Origin of the sequence: Aeribacillus sp. FSL W8-0870 (assembly GCF_037963755.1) — a bacterium.
Lineage (GTDB): Bacteria > Bacillota > Bacilli > Bacillales > Aeribacillaceae > Aeribacillus > Aeribacillus composti.
Window position 1 is genome coordinate 1986390 of record NZ_CP150165.1, and the last position, 18284, is coordinate 2004673.

The following is an 18284-nucleotide window of genomic DNA, read 5'->3' on the forward strand; positions in this document are numbered from 1 at the left end:
TAGGATTCAATTCCATTCATACATAAATATCGATCGATTGATAAAAACAGAAAAATAAGACATAAAAGAAAGGACGATTTAGCATGAAGACCATTCCAGATACAGAAATTTATGTAAGATATTGCGAAACGGATGCGTCAGGCCATGTTAACAATACAAGCTATTATTTGTATATGGAGGAAGCTCGGACTAAATTTTTAAAACACATGTCAAAACAAGTAGGGAACCAAGACTGGAAATTTATTTTAGCATCCACAAAATGTGATTACCTTGCCCAAGCGTATGCCCATGATACATTAACGGTAACTTCAAAAATTACGCGGATTGGAACGAAAAGCTTTTCGATGGAGCATGAAATAAAAAATGCAGAAACGGGGAAATTGATCGCAAAAGGGGAAGGAGTTATCGTTCATTACAATTTTAAGTTGCAGCGTTCTGAGCCTTTAACTCCTGAAATGCGTTCGATCCTTGAACAATACTTAGTAGCTGTTTAATGAGCAAGGCAATTTTGTAAGCCTTATCAGTTGAATTAATATCATTCTGATGAAATAACTAAAGAAAAAGGATTTTCCGAATGTATCCACCGGAAAATCCTTAAAATTTGTTATTCAAACGCATCACGCACAACTTTTTTGACCGGGTCGACTGCATACCAGCCCCATGTAGAAGTATGTCCCTCTTTTGTCTCCGGATCACTGATCACGATTTCATAAACGTGAATAATATATTCGCCTTTTTCATTATCATGATCATATTCAACGTAAACGTTAGAAGTATTTTCAATTTTTAAATACTCCCGAACTAGCTGTTCAGCTTCAGTATGGCTTATAGGACGGCTTTTCTTTGATTCCTCAGCCTTTTTTTGCTCTTCCTTTCTCTTTTTTGCTTCTTCTTCAGCTTTTTGCCGCTCTTCTTGAAGTTTTTTCTCCTGCTCCTGCAAGTATTGATTTTTCGCCGCAGCCGCTTGATTCATTAATTGTTCTGCATTTTTGGTAACGCTGACGATCTTCTCGTTATTTGATGTTGTTTCCGCAATTTTCTTAAATATGGCGAATGCTTCGTCAAACTTGTTTTCTTCCAACAATGCTTTCCCTGACTCAAGTTCAGATTCCATTTCTTTTAAAGCGGCGCTCGTTTTTTCCGCCTCTTCGATTATTTTTTCAGCTTTCGGTTTGAGAATATCAAGAACCTTGGAGGTTTCATTTGAATTTTTGATTTTTTCTGCCAATGATATGGCGGTTTCAAATTCTCCTTTTTCAAGGGCAGCAACGCTGTCTTTAATTTGTTTTGACAAATCCAGCGCCAATTGAACTTCTTCAGTGTTTTTTTCATGAAGAGCTTTGTTAAAAAACGAGATGGCGTCGCTGTATTGTTCTTTTTTTAGCGCTTCAATACCAGATTCCATGTTGGATTTATATTCTTTTGATGTACATCCGAACAGAAACATCATGGCAAAAATCAAAATGTAGAAAAATAAGTTCCGCTGTTTCAAGTTTTTACCGCCTTTTCTAATATTATTGATTTCATGTAAATTATATCCCTCAAAATACGGCTCTTACAAGAAAAAATTTTATTCAAAACGTTACTAAGAAGTGTAATAGGCAAAGCGTTTAAAAGGAATGATATAAAAAGATTGAAATTCAGAAAGGAGAGATGAACGTGTCAAATGACTTTTATTCAGCAGTCAAACATCGACGCACTTATTACGGAATCAGTAAAGAATCAACTGTTTCTGATGAGCGTATTCAAGAAGTGATCAGCCACGCAGTTCTATATACACCATCCGCTTTTAATTCCCAAAGCGCCCGAGTCGTTCTTTTGCTTGGCGAGCATCATAACAAATTGTGGGATATAACGAAAGAAACGTTGCGAAAAATTGTTCCAGCGGATCAATTTGCTTCAACAGATGAAAAAATAAATTCATTCCGAAATGGATACGGTACTGTATTGTTCTTTGAGGATGACCGCGTTGTTCAAGGGTTGCAGGAACAATTCCCATTATATGCGGACAATTTCCCGATTTGGTCACAACAGTCTTCTGGAATGCTGCAATTTGTGATTTGGACTTCGTTGGAAATTGAAGGATTGGGCGCCTCGCTGCAGCACTATAATCCGCTCATCGATGATGAAGTGAAGCAAGAATGGAATATACCAAATGAATGGAAACTAATTGCTCAAATGCCTTTCGGAAAACCGACAGCTGAGCCCGGTGATAAAGAAAAAAAACCAATAGAAGAGCGATTGAAAATATTTAAATAAGATGCTTTTGTTTTCAAATTGTTGTCACCCCTTTTCAAAAAGTAAAGCTGAAAAGGGGTTTTGCATTTGAAACAATTCAAACCGAAAGAGAAAAAACGGCTGTTCTTTTTTTATATTGGAAGGAGTGATATTTTTTCTTTAACACTTATGATGTAAAAATTTTTTCAAACGTTTCCTACTTATTATCAAAAAAGAAAATAAAGGTGAGCGAAACAATTGCTTTTTTCTTCATCTTCCTTCACTATGGTAATGTACGCTAATATAAATATAAAGACAACAATTGCTTCATTTATGGAAAACGCTCTTCAAGTTTCATCCCCATCAAGTGTATATTCTTCCTATTTACAAAGAAAAAATATTACAATAACATGTATTAAGCAGTCTATTTGTATCGCTAAATAATATAGAAAAATTGTTAGAAAGAAGGATTTATATGGGAGAAGAACGAGACCTGGCACAGGAAACCTTTAATAAAGTGCCGCTCATGATTGTGTTAATGTCCGGTGCTTTTGTTGCCATTTTAAACCAAACGTTGCTTGGAACTGCTTTGCCGCATTTAATGATGGATTTCAAAGTTGATGCCAATACAGTTCAATGGCTGCAATCGATTTTTATGCTTGTTAATGGGATTATGATACCGATCACCGCGTTTTTGATTGGTCGTTTTACGACAAGAGGACTGTTTCTTACAGCCATCGGAATTTTTGCTGTTGGAACTGCAATTTGTGCAATTGCTCCCAATTTTTCTGTTTTAATGGCAGGGAGAGTGGCGCAGGCTGCTGGTGCCGGAATTATCATGCCGCTGATGCAGACAATCTTGTTTTTAATTTTTCCCGTTGAAAAAAGAGGAACGGCAATGGGGATGTTTGGACTCGTTATTGCATTTGCGCCGGCAATTGGTCCGACTTTATCCGGTTACCTTGTAGAGCATTTTGCATGGAGAAGCTTGTTTTATGTGCTCTTACCTATTGTAGTCATTGATCTTATCTTAGCTTTTTTCATCCTAAAAAACGTTACGCGGCAAACTTACCCAAAAATCGATATTTTATCCATCATCCTTTCAACGTTAGGCTTCGGCGGTTTATTGTATGGATTCAGCGCAGCTGGAAGCAGCGGCTGGGGGAGCGGTCAAGTTATTTTATCGCTCTTCATCGGTTTGATCACTCTTACTTGGTTTATAATTAGACAGCTGCAATTGGATGAGCCGATCTTGGAATTCAAAGTATTTAAAAGCAAGACATTTTCGATCACAACTGTTTTAGGCATGATTGTGTTTCTGTCTATGATTGGCGGAGCAGTTATTTTGCCGATGTTTATGCAAAATATGCTGGGATTTTCAGCATTTGAGTCCGGACTGGCGCTCTTGCCAGGCGCACTTGTCCAAGGGGTGGCCAACCCGATAACAGGCAGATTATTTGATAAATTCGGTGCCAAATGGCTGGCGATTATTGGATTTTTTACCTTAACGATCACGACGTTTATGCTGTCACACCTCACCTTACATACAACGTTTACATATTTAGCGGCAGTAAATGCTTTCAGGATGGTCGGTGTTGCGATGGTCATGATGCCGGTGACAACCGCTGGTTTAAATCAACTGCCTACATATTTAATTTCACACGGAACTGCGATGAACAACACAATGCGGCAAGTAGCTGGTGCAGTTGGAACAGCTTTGCTTGTGACAGTCATGACAAATACAGCGTTGCCTGAAAAAGGTATTGAAGGAATGATACATGGAGTAAATATATCTTTTGTAGTGGCAGGTATATTCTCTGCGATCGCTCTCATCTTATCGTTTTTTATGAAAAATTCGCAAGCGGCAAAAGACGAAAGTCTAAAGGAAAAAGAAAACAAGCAAATTGTGAGCGAAAGCTAATTTTTTTCTTGGCAATAGCTAAAAAATAAAGCAGAAGCAGGGTAAGCCCTGCTGCTTTATCGTTTTATGTCTGCTGATTGTTCATTTGATTGCCAGCCGGTTGATAATGATTGATGATCGCTTGAGCAGTATTTTGCTGAAAGACCGGCACTTGATAATAACCTTTTTGGTTCATATATTGCCAAACTTCATAAGCTTGCTCTGCGCAATTTTTCGCCCCTTGGAGCACGACATTTCTTAATTCCGGATCTGAGCATTCCAATGCAGCATGCATCCTTAATGCTGCTGACGCTTTTAAACATCCTAACATTCCTGACGCAACATCATGGTCGTTCATCTCGTTTATTGAGCTGTTGGGAGCTTCCGGTGTTCCGCCTGAGGTGCCAAAGGAAGGGCTTGCATTTTTCAATGGGCGGTAAGTGCTGAAATTTTGCTGACTGCTCTTGTTTCTTACTATTTGAACGATTGAATTGTATTCATTTGTCATAAAAATGATTTGATTTTGCAAAATGTTTTGCAGCTCTGGATCTTTGCAATGGGGCTGATAAAGTTGAAATTGGTTAATTCCATCAATTGTGTTTGTTAAAACTTCATGTACTTCCATTAATTCATGAGCACCTAATTGATTCATACCTTCAATCCCTCCTAAGTAATTTTTTAACAGTTAGTATTATGTTTGAAATTTTTCATTTTATACAAAAAACCCCTCAGTCTGCGATACTGAGGGAAAACTTTTAAGAAATTATTTTTACACGCTCTTTTCCAGAAAAGCTTTTACATACTAGCATCTGACTAAATCTATTAGAATAATTTGTACGTGCTTGTATCGTTCCTTGTTCATCCATTGTGAGGATCCATCCTGCAGGCAATTCTCCTTCAAAATATTCAATGAAAGATTGAAGCTTTTCAGTCGATTCAGGGATCGTTACATACCCTTCCGTTAGTTGATACCATAAATCTCTGACAGAACGAAGGGCTTCTTTTAGTTTATATTCTTTTTCCAGTTGTTTGACACTTCGATAGATCATTTGATATTCACTCCCTAATAAAAACTTATAACATTGAAGAGTGAATCACTATGAAAAAATTTTTCCAGTTGAAGGTAAAAAAGCCAGACAATTTGCATCTATAGCCTATTGTACGTGTATCTATCTATTTGCCATCTTCTTGTCATTTGTTGTATGCCCAGCCGATGCTTCGAATCCAGCTATTTTTGCATAGATGTCACTGTCCATTTTGTACTGAAGCTTTCTTTTTAATTTTCTAAACCTCTTCAATCTTTTGGGCTGCCATCAACCGAGCGGAAAGTGACTTTCTGGCAAATCAAGCTCTTTGACCGATAATGCAGTGATTTTCTTGTAAACAGGAAATCTTTACAGCGATCAGGACGATTTTGATAAAATAGGTAAGAGAAAAATAAGAAGTTTCTTTATTATTTTAAAAAAAGAAAGGAATTGGGATGAGGATATGAAATGTTTTTCAATTGATTTAGATGGCACACTATTAAATTCGCAGCATGAAATTTCACATGAAAATTTATCAGTTTTACATGAATTGAAAAAGCAAGGACATGAAGTCATTTTAAATACGGGACGTGCATTTCCGGACGTCATCAAGATTAAAGCGGTTGAAGAGCTCCAAGTGCCGATTTTTTGTGTTAATGGGGCTGTATTATATTCCGATAAAAGAGAGCTGATGTATGAAGCAACAATAGATGAAAAAACGTTTAAAGAAATTTTTGCAGCAGTAAATGCTCTGGATGTCGGAATTCTCGTTTACACCAATCAGGGTGGCTTTCCATCCACTTTACCGCCTTTGCATAAGCTGAGCTGGAAAGAGATCGAAGAGATGTTTCGCCAATTTGATTATGACTCTATTTTCAAGCTGGAAAATGTAAAAATCTATAAGCTGATTGGATTAGTGAATCATGATGAAACGGAAAAAATCGATCGAGTGAAGGAAGCTTTAAGCGAAAGAAGCGACCTATCCATTGCCTCATCATTTCCGAATAATATTGAAATTACCTCCAGCGAAGCACATAAAGGAAAAGCGATTTTACGCTATCAAAAAATGAAGCAGCTGACATTTGAAGAAATTTATGCGTTTGGCGACGGAGGCAACGACATTTCCCAATTCGAGATCGCGACCACATCGGTTGCAATGGGAAATGCTCCAAAGGAAGTGAAAGAAAAAGCCGATTTTGTCACGAAAACGAACGATGAGAACGGCTTTGCCTATGCGGTAAAAGAACTGTTGAAGGCTGTATCAGTTTAAGCAATGCTTCATGCTGCCCGAAAGAATTCATGTAAAGCAGGAAGCCGCTTATTTTACTTATTTATATAAAATATAGAAAACGATTTTTTTTCCATTTTTGGCTTAAGTCAATATATTGTTTGAGCGGGGATAAAGACTCGCAAAAAAGGATTCTAAATTTAGTGAAAGCTTATCAAGATATGTCAGATATTTATTCCTTGTTTTAGCAAATGTAGTGGAATCTGCCTTCTATTTTGACTTGTATTAGAGAAAAGTCCGCATTGGAAAACTAGCTTAATAGTTTTCCTTGCTGGAAGGCAAATTTTTTTGAAAAATATTATCGAAATTTGCAAAAAAATAATGAACGTTTTGGACATATTGCTAAATAATTTGTTACTATATGTTATCATAGAACTGTTAACAAATGATGGGGGAGTGATACATGTGGCGATGCCAAAATATATAACAAACATCGACAAAATTGAACAAATCCCAAAAGAGGAACGGGAAAAGCTGAAGCCGATCACAGAAAAATATGTGTTTCGGGTCAATGATTATTATTTAAGCTTGATCGACTGGAATGATCCGAACGACCCTATCAGAAAATTAGTTATTCCAAATGAAGGAGAAATGCGAGAGTATGGGAGGTGGGACGCATCAGATGAAGATACAAACTATGTCGTTCCTGGCTGCCAGCATAAGTACAAAACAACAGCATTGCTGCTAGTTTCTGAGGTTTGCGGAGCATATTGCCGCTATTGCTTTCGAAAAAGATTATTTAGAAGTGATGTAAAAGAAGCGATGGCAGACGTACAGCCTGGTATTGACTATATTCGCAAAACTCCTGAAATCAACAATGTTCTTCTAACTGGAGGGGATCCTTTAATCCTTGCTACGAAAAAATTGCGCATGATCATTGAAAGCTTACGAGAAATCGAGCATGTAAAAATTATCCGCATCGGCTCCAAAATGCCTGTCTTTAACCCTATGAGAATTTATGAAGATGAATCTTTACTCCAACTCATTAGAGAGTTTTCATCTCCTGAAAAACGAATCTACATTATGGCTCACGTCAACCATCCGAGAGAAATTACGAAAGAAGCAAAAAAAGCTTTTGAAGCGCTCCATGATGCCGGAGCAATAGTGGTCAACCAAACTCCAGTATTAAAAGGAATTAATGACGATCCTGTTGTTTTAGGCGAATTATTAGATAAGTTATCATGGGCGGGAGTAACACCTTATTATTTCTTTGTGAATCGACCTGTTGCTGGCAACAGTGACTTTGTATTAACATTGAAAGAAGTTTACGATATCGTTGAACAAGCAAAAGCAAGAACGTCAGGTCTAGGCAAGCGCGTCCGCCTGTCAATGAGCCATACCTCTGGGAAAATCGAGATTTTAGCTATCGAAAACGGAAAAGCGTATTTGAAATATCACCAATCTAGAGATGGCAATTATGGACAATTTATGGTGCTTGATTGCCCTGATGATGCAACATGGTTTGATGATCTGCCTGGCAACGAAAAGTATTGGAAAAAACCAAAAAAGAAAACAGACCAAGTTGTTTCAGTCAATGAATTGCCAGATCATCCTAAAAAAATAGCACAATAAAAAGTGATGGACAGGGGCTGTCTAATAAGTCGATTTTCCGGCTTATAGACGCCCCTTAATGTTTTAGAGACGTTGATATATCGACGTTTATGATTTTTTGTTTTCGATAGGGATTTGACTTTCTGGATAACCACTTTTAAAAAAATACATTATAAGAAAGGCAATTTATGACGTGAAAAAAATAACGAAAAGAAGGTACAGGTTGTTCTTGTGAATGAAGTGGAGCTGATGAGAATTTTGTTCAATAATAGCATGTATGATGCATTTGTATACAATAGAAGATTTTACCCCTTGGTATGGCCGTTCAGATATTATAGCAAGAGAATTTTTTTGCAAAAATTAGGAAGGCGATAAATTGAAGGGAAGTCTGTGCAGAACAGCACACCGATTCATCAGTTTTAATCGAAAAGAATTGAAAAACGATGAAATTTGCGGTTGTTTTTATTGTTTAAAAATATTTCATCCTTCTAAAATGGTGCGATGATGAAAAGACTGCCATTTGCCCTTTTTACGGCACCGATTCAATGATCGAGCAAGTTCCGGTTATCCTATCACAAAAAGTTTTTGAACCGCATGTGTAAGAAATGGTTTTAGTCTATTAAATTATTTATCATTTGGAATGAATTAGAAAGTTGAGGAAATGAATTTGAAAATCGGAAAAATGGCTCGAATGTACTTTTAGACCGAGTAAGTGTCCTGTAATTTTTTTCTACAAGACTTTTTACATCATTTTAAACACCGTCATCTCAGAAGTAATGGAGATTTCGAAACGGCGCCAAGCGTTTTATATGAATTAACGAACATTTGTAAAACTAAACGGAAGCGATATTGTAAAGACAATAAGACCCTTTTTTTAGCAGCTCCACAAATAAGCGGGGGATGAGTTGTATTTGGAAAAGAAACAGCTTCTCCCATCATCGTTACAAAGAAAATTCCAAAAGATAAAAGCTTTGCTTCTTTGTCATACGTGTATGATTTCTTCAGAACTTTTTTAAAAATAATCTGAATGGATTGCGGCTGCACAAAGGCGCCGGAAGAGAACGGTGCAAATGTCTGTAACCGCCACCCATTATTTAGTAAATCCTGATTATTTCCTCATAATTTTTCTTCAGTTTTCCTGAAAAACACCGAACTCCATTTGTATTCAAGCAGAATCATTCCTCTTTTCATATGTCATCTTATATACGAGAATATTGAAGGGAAAAGTTGCAGTTATAGACGAAATACCGCTTCTTTCAATGAAAAAAGAAGGGTTTTCGGAAAATTTTGCGAATACTGGAAGAGAAATTTTTTTATGAAAGGATGTGCCTGTCTGTATGGAGAAGGAAAACGAAATATTACGGCATTTGCCAAGAGGGAAAAAGTCAATGTCAGATATTTCAGGCTACAGTTATATATCATTGCTGAGAAAAGGAAAAAAAGCTTCTGTTTATCGGGGGATACGCGATCGTGATCATCAATGCGTTTTGCTGAAAGTTTTAACATCACAATCCCCATCGATAATTGATCATGCATCTTTTTTGCACCAATATGACTTCTACTCGCAGCTGAAGATGAAGGAAATTGTGACGCCTATAGAAGTTGAGCAATTGGGGAACACGTATGCACTTGTTTACCGAGATCCTGGGGGAATGTTATTAAAAGAATATATCAAAATTCATCGTCCACGAATTAGCGAATTTCTTCAAATTTCTTTACAACTTGCAGAAAAATTAATCGTCCTTCACGAACAAAACATTTCCATCACTATACTAAGTCCAGCTCACATTTTCATTCATCCTGAAAAACTAGATGTGCAATTTTTTGATATTGGAGGAGCCGAAGAGGATGATGAAATTTACGATATTTATCATTCGCCGGAACAGAGCGCACAAATCAATCCATCCTCCAGCCATCTCAGCGATATTTATTCGCTTGGTGTCATTTTCTATGAACTATTAACTGGCCGTCTGCCTTTTGACGTTGACTCTGATTTTGAATGGATGCATGCTCATATGACAAAAAAGGTCATTCATCCGTCTGAAAGACGTCAAGATGTGCCGAATGTGGTTTCCGACATCGTTTTGAAAATGCTTGCAAAAGCACCTGAAGATCGTTATCAGTCGGTTTTCGGACTGAAAGAAGATATTTTCCATTGCTTAAAGATGCTGGAACAAAACGGAACAGTCCAATCATTTCAGATTGCCCGATACGACTTTTCTTCACAATTTCAAATTACAAGCAAGTTATACGGAAGGGAGAAAGAAATACAAAGCTTAATGGAAGAACTGAAAATGGTTCGATTTGGTTTGACGAAAATGGTGCTTATTTCAGGAAGCGCCGGAACAGGAAAAACAGCGCTTGTGAATGAAATTGAAAAGTTATGCGCAAAAGAAAATGGTTATTTTGTTTCCGCAAAATTTGATCAATTTCAGCGGGATATTCCATATGAACCGTTTATTCGCGGATTTCGTCAGCTGATTAATCAATTATTGGCGGAAAGCAGAGAAGAACTTCAACGTTGGAAAAGAGAGCTTCTTGAACATTTAGGTTCAGGAGCGGCGGTTATCACGGAGGTCATTCCTGAACTGGAACTGTTGATCGGCAAACAAGACGCTGTACCTTTATTGCCTTCTTCCCAATCGAAGCTTCGTTTTCATTGGGCATTCAGGCGTTTTATGCAAACATTTGCGAAAAAAAGCCATCCATTGTTATTCTTTTTAGATGATCTTCAATGGTGTGATACAGCATCGCTAGAATTGCTGCAATCCATACTGAACGATCCAGAGTTTGAAAGTTTGCTCATCATTGGGGCTTATCGCGATGATGAAATGAAAGAAGGACATCCTTTCTTAACGAAATTAAAAGAAATGAAAAGAAGCAAAGAAAATATTAGGGAATTTCCACTCGGCATGCTGAATGTTGATCATATTAACCAAATCATTGCGGAAACGTTGGGATGCAGCCCGGACGATGTTCGCGAGCTTGCCATTGTACTATATGAGAAAACAGCGGGAAACCCATTATTTTTTAAACAGCTTTTCCAAACAATATACGATGAAAAGTTTCTATGGTGCAACTTAAAAAGAGGAAAATGGGAATGGAATCTCAACAAAGTGAAGGAGCAGCCCGAATACGATGAAATGATCGGATTCATTGTCAGCAAAATTGAAAAACTGTCGCCGTTAACCCGAAAACTTATCTTGACAGCTTCCTGTCTTGGACATCGCTTCGATTTTCAGTTTTTGTCTTTTCTTCATGATGGAATCAATACGGAGAAAATGACCGACGCATTGTCCGAAGCAGTCCAGGAAGGGATGATAATCCAGGTTTCAGATCAAGGAAGGTATCAGTTCATTCATGACCGTGTCCAGCAAGCTGCCTATTCATTGCTTGATCAAAGGAAAAAACAAGAAATTCATTATAAAGCAGGTCAATTCCTCTTCAAAAGAACAAGTAAAGAAGAACATGAAAAGTTTTTTGAAATGATCAACCATCTTAACTTGGGCCGGAGGTTCATTCAACATCCCGAAAGAAAAGCAGATTTGGCTGAGCTCAATTGGTCGGCGGGTGAAAAAGCGAAAAACGCAGCGTTATTTGATCAAGCATTGAATTATTTTCAAACAGGGATTGAATTGCTACCCGAAAATTATTGGGAATCCTGTTATGAATTAAGTTACAAGCTTTTTTTAGGCAAAGTGGAAAGCGAATATTTAAATGGACTTTTTCGGGATTCGGAAAGGACATTTAACGAAATGTTAACATATGCCAAAACAAAGGAAGATCAATTAAAAGTCTACAATATGAAATCTTTGCTGTTTTCTCATCAACAGCAGTTTGAAAAAGCGGTTGAGGCAGGGTTAAAAGGCCTTCGATTGTTCGGATGGAAGCTCCCGCAGCATCCGGGCAAGTTTAAAGTGCTGCTCGAGATGATTTTAACAAAAACAGCGCTTAGAGGACGTTCGGCTGCTGATCTCACCGCTTTGCCGACGATGACAGATAGGAACAAACGTTTACTAATGGAGATTTTAATTAATTTGAACAGAGCCAGCTACCAGTATGATCAATATCTAGTCAGCATTCTCATGCTTCGGGCGCTCCGGCTTACATTACGACATGGAATGACTGATGTGTCCGCTCTTGCTTACAACAATTATGCATTATTTTTAAGCGCCGGGTTTCAAGATTATGAGGGAAGCTTTCAATTTGGACAGCTTGCTTTACACACAGCTACCCGATTTCAATCAAAACACCTAATGGGGCGGGTCGATTTCGTTTTTGGCACATTTGTGAACCACTGGAAAAAAACGATGGAGGACAATCTTTTTTATATTAAACGTTCACAAAAACATTGCGTTGAATCCGGCAACCTTCATCTGGCCGGGGAATCGAGCTCATTTCTGATCATTACAATGTTGATTAAGGGGGAACCGCTCAATCAGTTGTTAGTAGAAATTGAGAAGCAGCTAGAGTTTGTCTTGCAAATTAAATTGGAACATTCCATTAAGTTTTTAAAAGCGGTGAAATCTTGGCTGCAATGTCTCGTTCATCTTAATGCGAAATTTACTATGTATGAAGAAAGAGAAAATCTAGATGAATCATCGGTTATCGTTTATGATACCATTCAATTGAAAATCGCATTTTTGTTAAAAGAAGATGAGCTGGCATATCAACTGGCGGTCCGTCTTGAAAAACTTGTCAAAAAATCACTGTTGCTCATCATTTCGCCTGAATTTTACTTTTATCATAGTTTATTGTTAATCAGGCGTTGCGAACAGAAAGACAGGAAAAACATGAAAATAGTTAAAAAACAGCTGAAACGGGCTTTGAATCAATTTAAAAAATGGTCTGAGCATTGCCCTGACAATTTTCGACATAAACAGCAATTACTTTTGGCGGAATGGGACAGATTGCAAAAAAAAGAGACAGAAGCCATGAAATGGTATGATGAGGCAATTCATTCCGCAAAAACTTCTTCTGACATTCAGATTGAAGCACTCGCTAATGAATTGGCAGGGGACTTCTATGCCAAAAAAGGCATGCATCGCATTGCGCAAACATACTTACGTGAAGCGCATCGATGTTATCGGCTGTGGGGGGCGCACAACAAAGCGGAACAGCTGCAGCACGATTATCCTGAATTTACTTTGATTGAGGAAACAAATCAAACAAAAAACGATCATAAAAGCATGATAACGTGGGAAGGGACCAAACGAACAAAAGGTGAGGAACGGGGCTTGTCCGCCATCATTCAAGCAGCAGCCTCTTTGTCTGAGGACATGAACTTAGAGCAATTGCTCGGGAAATTATTAATGCTCATTGCCAGATTTAAAGGGGCTGAAAAGGTATGCTTCATCAGGCCAAATGGAAAAGAAACCGTTTTTTCGATTGAAAAAGTCATTTCCACACATGGCGAAACAAACGAAATGGATCAAAACGTTGGCGAAAACATTCCGATTTCTGTTATCCAGTATGTGCACCGTATAAAAGAAACGATAAAGCTCCAGGATGCAGTAAATGATTTTACTTTTTCAAAAGATCACTATATTCAAAAAAACAAAGTCAGGTCAGTGTTATGTTTTCCTGTCGTCCAACAAAAAACGGTCAAGGGGATCTTTTATTTAGAAAATAATCAGTTAAAAAACGCCTTTGAATCCGAGAATATGGAAGTGTTGACAACCATCGCATCACAGGCTGTCTATGTACTTGAACTGCTGTATTCATTTGGAAAAGAAACAAAAATCGCAGTCGAGAAAAAAGCAGAGACGATCAAGAATGAGTTGGTTGATCCGTTGACAGAACGCGAATTGGAAGTGTTAAACCTTGTTTCAATCGGCTTAACGAATAAAGAAATTGCAGAAAGACTTGGTTTGGCTGTCGGAACGGTAAAAGTCCACTTAAACAATATTTTCAGCAAATTGCAAGTAAATCGCAGAACAAAAGCAGTGGTCCAAGCAAAGGAGTTAAACTTGTTGTAAGAAATGAGCAAAAGTGGCTCATTTTTTTTTTTGCGAAATTTGCCCATCTATAACTTTTGATATATGACAATTTCAAGAAATCAATGTATTGTGTTTTCAGTGACAGATGGAAAGGAGGATGGAAACATGAACAATAAAGAATTGGAAGAACAACAAATATTGGATATAGAATGGGTTGAGCTTATATTAGAAGCTAAAAAACTCGGATTAACAGCTGATGAAATTCTTCATTTTTTACATAACAGTGAATTTTATAAATATTGGATGAAAAAAGATATATCTACAAAATAATTAAAATAAACTAGAGTATGCATCCATGAATATTTTTAACTGTCAATTTAAATCACTACTTTCAACAAGATGATAATACAGAACGTATTATTCTAATAAATGAAATTACATAAAGCATATGACTAAAAGCCAAGAAATGGTGGTACTGTTCATTTAGTAAATAGTTATGTACGTTTTGATCGAATGACAGGAGATGGATCGTGAAAAATGCCTAATATGCACTTATTCACACGTAAATACGAGTGACTTCATGAATTTGAAAATTGTTCAATTGTTTGGGCTGGCTATTACAAATGCAATGGACAACCCCATTTACGCTATAATCCCTTTTATAAAGAAATAAAAAGGGCCTTATGTGAGACAAAGGGAACAAACTCAAAGTCTAGGCAGAAGGAGTGTTCAGTTATATTAAAGGCATCGGTGCTTCAGCCGTTTTTCGCTAAAATTCTGGAAAAAGCGATATTGTGTTTTATCTAAAACGGCAAGGCTCACAACTTCCTAAAGATGGAAGGGAAATGCTCCTATTACTGTAAAAAACCACAGAAATTCATTGAAGAGTTCTGTGGTTTCATATTTTTTAAGGAGCTTTTAAAAAGAACCCGTTAACTAACGGCATTATGTCGAGTAGACATGAAATGGAGAATACTTCAAGTTTTCATTCAAACTCAATGTCCGGCCTTTTCCTCGTTGCAAAAGTCTCTTCAGAAAATATCCACAAAGTTCCGCAAATGCCGTTATCATCACAATTTGCTTTTCGTCTCTTGCTTGTTGGCCCATCCTTTGCAAAATACCTTGTTACAAGATGTGTTTTGTTAAAAAACATTTTCCCAAAATTTGAATGTCCGTCAGCAATTACGAATATGATAGAAAACGATATATGACATTTATCATATTCTGAATATGACATATATGACTTCACAGATCGATTTCCCTCTTATATGATTAGAAATATCAAATAAAGAAGGGAATCAAAAAATGACGAAACAAATGCAAAAAAATTTGAGAAAGCAAATGGCTCCTTATGAAAAACCTCACACTATGAATAGTGTTTGGCAGTTAGTCAATACAACTGTGCCGTTTTTTCTGTTATGGTTTTTAGCTTATCAAAGCTTATCCATTTCTTATGTTCTTACTTTCGCTATTTGCATGATCGCAGCTGGATTTTTAGTTCGACTTTTCATCATTTTCCATGATTGCTGTCACTATTCCTTTTTTAAAAACCGCCTTGCCAATAAAATTTTTGGAACAATAGCTGGTATTTTAACGTTGTTTCCGTACAGCAAATGGCAGCACAACCATTCAGTCCACCACGCAACCAGCTCAAATTTAGATAAGCGCGGAACAGGGGATATATGGGTTTTGACAGTTGATGAATATTTGTCAGCACCGCCTTTAACTAAATTCGCCTACAGGATGTATCGAAATCCGTTCGTGATGTTTGGGCTAGGACCGATTTACGTTTTCCTTATTAAAAATCGGTTTAACAGAAAAAATGCGAGGTTAAAGGAACGCATCAACACATATATAACAAACATATCAATCGTTGCCTTAGTTGGGCTGCTTGGTTGGACGATCGGATGGGGGCCGTTTCTTATCGTTCAAGGCACAATCTTTTTCATTTCAGGCACTTTAGGCATTTGGCTTTTTTACGTACAGCACACATTTGAAGATTCTTATTTTGAAGAAGATGAAAACTGGGAGTATGTGAAGGCAGCTGTTGAAGGGAGTTCATTCTATAAGCTTCCGAAACCGCTGCAATGGTTTACCGGAAACATCGGATTTCACCATGTGCATCATTTGAGCCCAAGGATACCCAATTATAAGCTGGAAGAGGCACACAATCAAACGTATCTTTTACAGAATGTACCAACCATCACTCTAGCGACAAGCTTAAAATCACTCCGATTCCGCTTATGGGATGAGCAAGCGAAAAAGTTTGTCGGGTTTAAAGACTTATCGAAAAAGAAGGAAAAAAAGCCGAAAGTCCATATTGAACCTGAATTGTAAAATCTTTAGAGAATAGCGGCAAAGTTTTGAAGACGCAGTGTACCTTTTTATGATAAGATAACATGTAAAACAAATTTATTTAAGAGGATTTGACCATGACAAAAAAGTATATGATCTTAGGGGCTGTCCGATAAGTCCCTAAAATGAAGCAAGTGGAGAAAAACAATTCGTTTCTCTCCACTTGCTTTTATATTTTTTCGATTTTTATCTGAAAGTAGCTGGCGGATACCGGCTACTTTCAGTATGTTGTGGGCTAATGCCACAATCCCAAACTCAACATGTACCTTGTCGAGGCCCCGCAAAGAAAATCTGCGGAACGACCGATTGCCCTTGATGTGACCGAACACACTTTCTGCCTCGACTTTGCGTCGAGCGTAGATGGCGGCTTTCTCTTCACATTCAAGGGCTGTTTTGGCCTTTGCTTTCATTTCTTCGAAGATGGGATTCCAGTGAACTTGACGATTTCCCTTCGCTTTTGTGCATTTCGCTTTCAATGGGCAATCGGTACAATCTTCACATTCGTATATTTTGAAGCTTTGTTCATAGCCAGATGGATTCTTTTTGTTTTGGTATTTTTTAAACGTTACTCTCCTTCCATTCGGGCAAATAAAACAATCATCCTCTTCACAATAGGTCCAGTTTTTGGCATTTTTAATGTCTTTTTTGTATGTACGTGTTTGTTCTTTTACATAGCTCCCATAAGGAATTAGAAACTCAAAACGGGGCTCTTTCTCATCACCAACTGCATATACATAGTTTTCTTCACTACCATAGCCTGCATCCGCAATGACCGTTTTGGGCATCGGTAATGAACTGGAGGCTAGCTTCTCCATATGTGGGATAAAGCAACGTGTATCGGTCGGTCGTTGATGAATGGTATAAAACAAGATAAACTGATTCTCTGTCCCCATTTGCACGTTGTATCCGGGCTTGAGCTGACCGTTTTTCATATGGTCTTCTTTCATGCGCATGAAGGTTGCGTCTTTGTCTGTTTTCGAGTAGCTGTTACGGTCACCGAACATTTCCTTTTGTTCCTTGTATCTTGCCATTCGGGGCAGGAAATCTTCCCGAATTTGTTTCACCGATTTCTTTAATTGACTGCGTTTTTTTCGCTTCTCTTTCCGAATGGATGTATCGGTCTCCTTTTCGATTTCTTCCGTTAGCGTTTCAACTTTTTCTTCTATTTCTTTTGCGATTTCCTCCATGTTTTGTTCGGTGATCTCTGTATGTTGATCGCTTTCCTTTTGCCCTGTTCCGGCTTCTAATTGGGTTAATTCATGAATGTGCTTTAGTGTTTCTTGGATTTTTTCTTTTAATTTCTCTTCGAATTTCAAAGTGGATTTTTTCCACACAAAAGAATACTTATTGGCATTGGCTTCGATCTTAGTGCCATCCAAAAAGTAGTTTTCCATTGTGATGTAATGTTCTTTTATCAATTTGAGAATCATGACTTCAAAGAGCTCATCCATGAAAGCTTTCATCCGTTCCCCTCGGAACTCATTAATGGTGCGAAAATCTGGTTGTTGCATCGCTGAAAGCCACATGGCAGGAATATTTTCTTTAACGAGTTTTTCGATTCCTCGGCAGGAATAAACCTTTTGAGAATAAGCATACAGAATGATTTTCAGCATCATTTTGGGATGATAGGAACTTCTGCCGCCGCCTTTATAATGAGAAAACAATTGTTTATCTGGTATCGCCTCCACCATTTCGTCCACGACACGTGCCACGTGATGTTCGGGTATAAGAGATTCAATATCATAAATCATTTGAACTTGACGGTTGTCATATGGTTTGAAAGTAGGGGCTAAATTTCTTTTGGCAGGAGTTTTTTCTTCTTTTCCATCTAGAGGAAGTGTCATTTGTGTGTTATAATTTTCACGAGTAATCATTTGATTGCTCATAAAAAATCGTCCTTTCTGTAATGTTGTGTGGTAACTTCATTTTACTAGAAAGGACGATTTTTTTGTGCATTTTTTTTAAAAAGTGAAAAAATGAGGGGCTCCAAAAAGTCAGTTACCCTGACT

Annotated in this window: 12 protein-coding genes and 1 pseudogene; 9 read left to right on the top strand and 4 right to left on the bottom strand. The window is 37.5% G+C overall.

Annotated features, from left to right (window positions below; genetic code table 11):
* Nucleotides 1–83 precede the first annotated feature (83 nt).
* On the top strand, nt 84–494 hold the full coding sequence (locus tag NSU02_RS09585; RefSeq protein WP_063389531.1) for a thioesterase family protein: 411 nt from the start codon (nt 84–86) through the stop codon (nt 492–494).
* Between the two features lie 110 nt (nt 495–604).
* Here the strand turns inward: NSU02_RS09585 and NSU02_RS09590 are convergent, their stop codons facing one another.
* Nucleotides 605–1492: a hypothetical protein gene (locus NSU02_RS09590; RefSeq protein WP_066246698.1), complete on the bottom strand. Its 888-nt coding sequence runs from the start codon at nt 1490–1492 to the stop codon at nt 605–607.
* Between the two features lie 167 nt (nt 1493–1659).
* Between NSU02_RS09590 and NSU02_RS09595 the strand changes: the two genes are divergently transcribed.
* Together NSU02_RS09595 and NSU02_RS09600 are read left to right on the top strand one after the other, a co-directional pair.
* The gene (locus NSU02_RS09595; RefSeq protein ID WP_066246701.1) at nt 1660–2259 is read left to right on the top strand and encodes a nitroreductase family protein; all 600 of its coding nucleotides are present in this window, start codon (nt 1660–1662) and stop codon (nt 2257–2259) included.
* Nucleotides 2260–2692: 433 nt separating this feature from the next.
* Nucleotides 2693–4138 (top strand): DHA2 family efflux MFS transporter permease subunit, encoded by a 1446-nt coding sequence (locus NSU02_RS09600; protein ID WP_339195565.1) that lies wholly within the window; start codon nt 2693–2695, stop codon nt 4136–4138.
* Between the two features lie 64 nt (nt 4139–4202).
* Here NSU02_RS09600 and NSU02_RS09605 read toward each other — a convergent pair whose 3' ends face one another.
* Both NSU02_RS09605 and NSU02_RS09610 read right to left on the bottom strand, forming a co-directional pair.
* Complete coding sequence (locus NSU02_RS09605; RefSeq protein WP_063389527.1) at nt 4203–4769, bottom strand: spore coat protein; 567 nt, start codon at nt 4767–4769, stop codon at nt 4203–4205.
* 103 nt (nt 4770–4872) lie between these two features.
* Nucleotides 4873–5166, bottom strand: a complete 294-nt coding sequence (locus tag NSU02_RS09610) for a hypothetical protein (protein WP_066246704.1) — start codon at nt 5164–5166, stop codon at nt 4873–4875.
* A 439-nt stretch (nt 5167–5605) separates the two neighbouring features.
* Here NSU02_RS09610 and NSU02_RS09615 point away from each other — a divergent pair, with 439 nt between their 5' ends.
* The 6 genes and pseudogenes from NSU02_RS09615 (at nt 5606) to NSU02_RS09640 (ending at nt 16257) form a co-directional block, all read left to right on the top strand.
* Entirely contained in the window at nt 5606–6412 is an 807-nt protein-coding gene (locus NSU02_RS09615) for a Cof-type HAD-IIB family hydrolase (protein WP_066246706.1), read from the top strand.
* Between the two features lie 423 nt (nt 6413–6835).
* Nucleotides 6836–8002 (top strand): KamA family radical SAM protein, encoded by a 1167-nt coding sequence (locus NSU02_RS09620; protein WP_144597999.1) that lies wholly within the window; start codon nt 6836–6838, stop codon nt 8000–8002.
* 367 nt (nt 8003–8369) lie between these two features.
* Nucleotides 8370–8596, top strand: a pseudogene (locus NSU02_RS09625) (cytoplasmic protein).
* Nucleotides 8597–9318: 722 nt separating this feature from the next.
* Nucleotides 9319–13959, top strand: coding sequence for an AAA family ATPase (locus NSU02_RS09630; RefSeq protein ID WP_339195567.1), 4641 nt, complete (start codon nt 9319–9321; stop codon nt 13957–13959).
* A 126-nt stretch (nt 13960–14085) separates the two neighbouring features.
* On the top strand, nt 14086–14250 hold the full coding sequence (locus NSU02_RS09635) for an anti-repressor SinI family protein (RefSeq protein WP_242009324.1): 165 nt from the start codon (nt 14086–14088) through the stop codon (nt 14248–14250).
* A gap of 975 nt (nt 14251–15225) precedes the next feature.
* Entirely contained in the window at nt 15226–16257 is a 1032-nt protein-coding gene (locus tag NSU02_RS09640; protein WP_339195571.1) for a fatty acid desaturase, read from the top strand.
* A 116-nt stretch (nt 16258–16373) separates the two neighbouring features.
* On the opposite strand, the gene NSU02_RS09645 is transcribed toward NSU02_RS09640, so the two are convergent.
* Complete coding sequence (locus tag NSU02_RS09645) at nt 16374–18161, bottom strand: IS1182 family transposase (protein WP_327859295.1); 1788 nt, start codon at nt 18159–18161, stop codon at nt 16374–16376.
* Between the last annotated feature and the right edge of the window lie 123 nt (nt 18162–18284).